The following is a 7,225-nucleotide window of genomic DNA, read 5'->3' as shown; positions in this document are numbered from 1 at the left end:
AAACAAGCAAACATTAAAACTAAAGAATCAAACATGTTATAAACATTACAAATATTAAAAAGATTCATTAAGTCTAATAAGCAAAAATGAAATATTAAAAAAATAAAAAACAAGTAAGTTATAAAACTAAAAAAACTAAAAGATTAAAAAGAATTAAAAAACTAAAAGATTATAAGATTAAAAAATAAAAAACAAGTAAGTTATAAAAATAAACAAGATTATAAAAATAAAAATATTAAAAGATTATAAATTAAAAAAAGAATCTAAAACAATTAAAGAATTAAAAAAAGAAGAAACTAATATTATTAATCTCCCCTTATCCCTGCATCGTTCTACTTTCCCACACCTGAAAGATGCAGTATCATTGACGAAAAAGAGCTTAACTGCCAGGTTCGGAATGGGGGCTGGGTGTTGCCTCTTTTCTATAAACACAAGGAAAAAAGGGAATTAAAAGTAATTAAGAGATTTTGCTTAAAAACTAAGTCTTAACTTAATAAAATTCAAATAGCTTTGAGCATCTTTATAGTTAAACCCTTAAGTATTTAACTCTAATAAAGCATAACCTTAAATCAGAAAGCAATTTCTAATCTCAAAGGTTTTACTTCTTAGTTTCAGCCTTGATTAATCTAATAAAGTTTATCAAGAAACTTTATTAGATTTCATTACCCTTAATTCCCTTTTTTAAAAGAGAGATTTTAGCCTAAAAATAAAAAAACTTCTATATGTTTTATAATTTCAATCTCTTAGTCTTAATCTACTTTTAGTAGTAGTTTAATCTTTAAAGATTTAAATAACTTAAATATAAAAGTTTAACTCTAGATAGTTTATTAAAAGACTTAAGCTATTAAGTATCTTATTACTAAGATAGATAATATTTAAATCTCTTATTCTAAATTAACTAGCTTTTATTTCAATAGTAAAACTTAATACACTCAATAAGACAGTATAAGTTACTTATAACGTTTAAATAAGCCAAACGGTCTATTAGTAGTAGTCAGCTAAACATATTACTATGCTTACACATCTACCCTATCAAGCAGGTAGTCTTCCTGCGACCTTCAGGGATTATTAATCTTGGAGTTGGCTTCCCGCTTAGATGCTTTCAGCGGTTATCTCATCCATGCGTAGCTACCCAGCGATGCTCTTGGCAGAACAACTGGTACACCAGTGGCATGTCCATCCCGGTCCTCTCGTACTAGGGACAGCTCTCCTCAATAATCCTACGCCCACGGCAGATAGGGACCGAACTGTCTCACGACGTTCTGAACCCAGCTCGCGTACCGCTTTAAATGGCGAACAGCCATACCCTTGGGACCTGCTCCAGCCCCAGGATGCGATGAGCCGACATCGAGGTGCCAAACCTCCCCGTCGATGTGAGCTCTTGGGGGAGATCAGCCTGTTATCCCCGGGGTACCTTTTATCCTTTGAGCGATGACCCTTCCACACAGAATCACCGGATCACTATGACCGACTTTCGTCTCTGCTCGACTTGTATGTCTTACAGTCAGGCTGGCTTATGCCATTACACTCTACAGACGATTTCCAACCGTCTTGAGCCAACCTTTGCAAGCCTCCGTTACTTTTTAGGAGGCGACCGCCCCAGTCAAACTACCCACCAGGCATTGTCCTGCTAGAGGATAACTCTAGCCAGTTAGCAAACAAAAACATTAAGGGTGGTATCTCAAGGATGGCTCCATCTTCACCGGAGTAAAGATTTCAAAGCCTCCCACCTATCCTGCGCATAATGTTCCCATCTGCAGTACCAAGCTGTAGTAAAGGTCCACGGGGTCTTTCCGTCTTGCCGCGGGTAGGAGGAATTTTCACCTCCACTACAATTTCACTGAATCTCTCTTTGAGACAGCTCCCATCTCGTTACGCCATTCATGCAGGTCGGTATTTAACCGACAAGGAATTTCGCTACCTTAGGACCGTTATAGTTACGGCCGCCGTTTACTCGGGCTTCAATTCAAAGCTTCATCATTGCTGACTGACTAATCCTCTTAACCTTCGAGCACCGGGCAGGCGTCACACCTTATACTTCCTCTTACGAGTTTGCAAAGTGCTGTGTTTTTGGTAAACAGTCGGGAGGGACTCTTTGCTGAGACCACTTGCGTGGCACACCTTATCGCGAACTTACGGTGTTAGTTTGCAGAGTTCCTTAAAGAGAGTTCTTTCACGCGCCTTAGAATACTCATCTCATCTACCTGTGTTGGTTTGCGGTACGGGCAATTATTGCTAAACTTAGAAACTTTTCTTGGCACGACGGTATCAATGATTCTCCCTTCCATCCGAAGACTTTAGAGAGCCTGTCAGGTTTCGAATACAGAGGCGGATTTGCCTATCCTCCAATCTACGCCCTTCGAGCAACTATTCCATCAGTTGCCTCACCTAACCCTATGCGTCCTTCCTTCGCACACAATAATTGGTATAGAAATATTAATCTATTTGCCATCGACTACCCATTTCTGACTTGTCTTAGGACCCGACTAACCCTACGATGACGAGCATCGCGTAGGAAACCTTAGATTTACGGCGAATATGATTCTCACATATTTTATCGCTACTCATTCCTGCATGCTCACTTCCATCCGCTCCAGTACTCCTTGCCGGTATACCTTCAACGCTGAATGGAACGCTCTTCTACCACTTGTGCATCAGCACAAATCTACAAATTCGGTGTCTATCTTAGCCCCGTTATATTTTCAGCGCAAAATCACTAGACCAGTGAGCTGTTACGCTATCTTTAAAGGATGGCTGCTTCTAAGCCAACCTCCTGGTTGTCTAAGTAACTTTACATCTTTTTCCACTTAGAATAGAACTTTGGGACCTTATTTGGTAGTCTGGGTTGTTCCCCTTTTGACGATTGATTTTATCACCCACCGCCTGACTCCCAAGATACGCTAATAGGTATTCGAAGTTTGACAGGGTTTGGTACCACGGTGAGTGGCCCTAGCCCAATCAGTGCTCTACCCCCTATTAGTATTACTTGAGGCTATACCTAAATATATTTCGAAGAGAACCAGCTATCACTAAGTTTGTTTGGCCTTTCACCCCTATCCACAGCTCATCCCAACCCGTTTCAATGGGTACGAGTTCAGTCCTCCATAAGCTATTACACTTACTTCAACTTGGCCATGGATAGATCACTTAGCTTCGGGTCTGCAGCATCTGACTAAACGCCCGTTAAGACTCGCTTTCGCTACGGCTTCACATTTCGCTTAACCTTGCCAGATACCACAACTCGCAGGATCATTATGCAAAAGGCAGTCCATCACCCTGTATTGCTACATAGGGCTCTGAATGATTGTAGGCAAATGGTTTCAGGTTCTATTTCACTCCGCTCACTGCGGTTCTTTTCACCTTTCCCTCACGGTACTTGTTCGCTATCGGTGTAGTAGTAGTATTTAGGGTTGGAGAGTGGTCTCCCCGGCTTCAGCCCGGATTTCACGTGTCCTGGCCTACTCTGGATACTGCTAAGTATGAAAAACTTTTCGCATACGGGACTATCACCCTATGTTGTCTTACTTTCCAGAAAGTTCTGCTAAATTCTTCAAGTCTATGTTACAGTCCACAACCCCAGTAGCAAGCTACTGGTTTGCCCTCTTTCCCGTTCGCTCGCCGCTACTAAGGAAATCTCAATTGATTTCTTTTCCTCTGGTTACTGAGATGTTTCACTTCACCAGGTTTGCTCCATTAAAGGTAATACACATCACTATGTATTGGGTTGCCCCATTCGGAAATCTAGGGATTAATGCTTCTTGACAGCTCCCCCTAGCTTATCGCAGTCTAGTACGTCCTTCATCGCCTCTACTACCCAAGGCATCCACCATTTGCCCTTAAAAGCTTATTTAAGGTTTATGTTATGAGTAATTCTTATACTGTCTTATTGAATGTATCTTTATATCTTTTATGTCTTAACTTAATTTTAAAATATTTAAATTCTTAAATAATTTTTTTAACAAGAAACAATCTTTAAGTAATTAAACTTATAAGTTAGATAACTAACTATATGAAAGCCCTATTAAAAAGTATTAAATCTAAATTCAAATACTAAATTAAATAAATATAAGTATTAAACTAAATTATAAAACTAACTAAAAGCGCTTAATTATATAAACTAACTAACTAGATAACTAATTAGAATAATTAAATAACCAAATGCAAAAAGCTAAGTAAATAACTAAGTGTAAAAACTTTATTTAAAAAGTAAAAACAAAGAGTATAAAAACTAAACAATAAGTGTTCGTTGTAGTTTTACTATTTATTATTTTTAGGCTATTAACAATATCAATTCAAAAAACATTAGACGCTTAAACAAAGGTCTAATATAAACTCTTAAAATCTTAAAAGTATTAGCACTTAGAAAATCTTATTAATTTAGTTTTTAATAAATAAGAAATAAAATATATAAACATCTATATGTTTATATATCTATGTATTTTATTTAATACATCTTATTTATTCATCTTTCTAAACTATTAAGTCATAGACTAATAATTAAGAGCTTATATTAAAGCTTTGAAATATCTAACAATAAGTTACAAGTGTAATTGCTATCTATAAAGTATATATTCTAAAAATATTATTTAGAAATATAAAAATATATGACTTCTTATATCTTTATGTTTATATATTTATACATATTCACATATATATTCAAATATTAAATATATATTAGAGTATACATAATATATACACTAGAGTATATAAGTATATTTTATAGCTTATAAATGGTGGAGAATAGCGGGATCGAACCGCTGACCTCCTGCGTGCAAAGCAGGCGCTCTCCCAGCTGAGCTAATTCCCCTTTATAATGGTGGGCTTAAGAGGACTTGAACCTCTGACCTCACCCTTATCAGGGGTGCGCTCTAACCACCTGAGCTATAAGCCCTTTAATAAGTCTTTATATTAAAGACTTAAGTTACAAGCTATCTTTATAACAACAAACATTTTATTACTAACAATCTCTGAAAACTAAGCAAGAGTAATTTTCGTTATATCTAAATATTTTTATAGTAATCCTAATTGCTTAAAACTACTTGATTAAATTAATAATCTTTAAGGTTAAATTGAGTTTTAAATCTATAAAGATAAATCTTTAAGTTTTAAAAGCTCTTATGTGAACTAAATGAATAGTTACACATATCTCTTGAAAGGAGGTGATCCAACCGCAGGTTCACCTACGGTTACCTTGTTACGACTTCACCCCAGTCGCTGCATCCGCCGTGGGCGGTAACTAATTTAGTATTCCGACTTAAGGCGAATACAACTCCCATGGTGTGACGGGCGGTGAGTACAAGACCCGGGAACGTATTCACCGTAGCATCGCTGATCTACGATTACTAGCGATTCCAGCTTCATGAAGGCGAGTTGCAGCCTTCAATCCGAACTGAGATTAATTTTTGAGATTTGCTCCACCTCGCGGTATTGCATCTCTTTGTATCAACCATTGTAGCACGTGTGTAGCCCTAGGCGTAAGGGCCATGATGACTTGACGTCGTCCTCACCTTCCTCCTTCTTACAAAGGCAGTCTCCTTATAGTGCTCAGCCGAACTGCTAGCAACTAAGGACGAGGGTTGCGCTCGTTGCGGGACTTAACCCAACATCTCACGACACGAGCTGACGACAGCCGTGCAGCACCTGTTTTCAAGCTCCCCGAAGGGCACTCCGCTATCTCTAGCAGATTCTATCAATGTCAAGCCTAGGTAAGGTTCTTCGTGTATCTTCGAATTAAACCACATGCTCCACCGCTTGTGCGGGTCCCCGTCTATTCCTTTGAGTTTTAATCTTGCGACCGTACTCCCCAGGCGGGATGCTTAATGCGTTAGCTGCATTACTGGAGAGACTAGCTCCCCAACAACTAGCATCCATAGTTTAGGGCGTGGACTACCAGGGTATCTAATCCTGTTTGCTCCCCACGCTTTCGCGCATCAGCGTCAGTAATGTTCCAGTAGGTCGCCTTCGCAATGAGTATTCCTCTTGATCTCTACGGATTTTACCCCTACACCAAGAATTCCACCTACCTCTCCCATACTCTAGAATAACAGTTTCAAATGCAGTTCTGTAGTTAAGCTACAGGATTTCACATCTGACTTATTATCCCGCCTACGCGCTCTTTACGCCCAGTGATTCCGAGTAACGCTTGCACCCTCCGTATTACCGCGGCTGCTGGCACGGAGTTAGCCGGTGCTTATTCCTAAGATACCGTCATAATCTTCTCTTAGAAAAGGAGTTTACAATCCTAAAACCTTCATCCTCCACGCGGCGTTGCTGCTTCAGGGTTTCCCCCATTGAGCAATATTCCCTACTGCTGCCTCCCGTAGGAGTCTGGACCGTGTCTCAGTTCCAGTGTGTCCGTTCACCCTCTCAGGCCGGATACCCGTCATAGCCTTGGTAAGCCATTACCTTACCAACAAGCTGATGGGACATAGGCCAATCCTTTAGCGAAATTCTTTCCCCCGTAGGGAGTATCTAGTATTATTCACCATTTCTAGTGACTATCCCAGACTAAAGGGCATGTTACCTATGCATTACTCACCCGTGCGCCACTAATCCACTTCTAGCAAGCTAGAAGCTTCATCGTTCGACTTGCATGTATTAGGCACGCCGCCAGCGTTCACTCTGAGCCAGGATCAAACTCTCCATAAAAATGGAAGTTTGAATCTAATAATAAAAAGACCCAAACTCTCCATAAAATAGAAGTGCGTATCTATTAGTTAAAAAAGATACACACTATCTAAAAATGTTTTTGTTTGTTCCTAAACTCTTTTAATATCACAAAGACTAAAAACTAATAAGTTATAGTCAGAGTTGTATAGATATAACAATAAAAAGAGTTAGTTTAGATAAAACTAAACTACTCTTGCTTAGATTTCAAAGATCGTCTTTAATGTAAATCAAAGTAATATAATATTTAAGAAATAACTTTTAAATAAAGTAAAATAACTTGTTTTAAAAAGTAAAAACTTATAAAAGCAAGGTTTTAAAATATTAAAAGAAAGTACTTAAAAATTAAAATTTACAGTAACTTAAATTTAAAAGAACACAAACAATATTAAAGTCATTTCTCTATAATTAAAAAGCAAATTTTAAGCAAAACCTATTTATAGACATTATAAAAAAGTTTGAAAAAAGCTAAAAATTAAACTAATCAAAACAAGAAAAGTAAGCCTTAATCGCTTGAGAAATGAAACTATAGTGAAGTGAAGCTTAAGGGAAGCTTAGA

General features: G+C 38.0%; 2 tRNA genes and 3 rRNA genes. All 5 read right to left on the bottom strand.

The features are described from left to right. Positions 1-319 precede the first annotated feature (319 nt). The 5 genes from rrf to BKH40_RS08310 all read right to left on the bottom strand — a co-directional run bounded on the left by rrf (position 320) and on the right by BKH40_RS08310 (position 6,648). Positions 320-436 (bottom strand): 5S ribosomal RNA (rrf, locus tag BKH40_RS08330). Between the two features lie 527 nt (positions 437-963). Then, positions 964-3,850: ribosomal RNA gene (locus BKH40_RS08325) — 23S ribosomal RNA — on the bottom strand. Between the two features lie 881 nt (positions 3,851-4,731). Next, a tRNA-Ala gene (locus BKH40_RS08320) sits at positions 4,732-4,807 on the bottom strand. 7 nt (positions 4,808-4,814) lie between these two features. Next, positions 4,815-4,891, bottom strand: a tRNA-Ile gene (locus tag BKH40_RS08315). Between the two features lie 261 nt (positions 4,892-5,152). Beyond that, positions 5,153-6,648, bottom strand: a 16S ribosomal RNA gene (locus tag BKH40_RS08310). The 16S, 23S and 5S rRNA genes sit together here with 2 tRNA genes alongside, the layout of an rRNA operon. Positions 6,649-7,225: the final 577 nt, after the last annotated feature.

The organism is Helicobacter sp. 11S02629-2 (assembly GCF_002272875.1).
Classification (GTDB): Bacteria; Campylobacterota; Campylobacteria; order Campylobacterales; family Helicobacteraceae; genus Helicobacter_I.
This window is presented reverse-complemented; position numbering and strand designations above follow the sequence as displayed.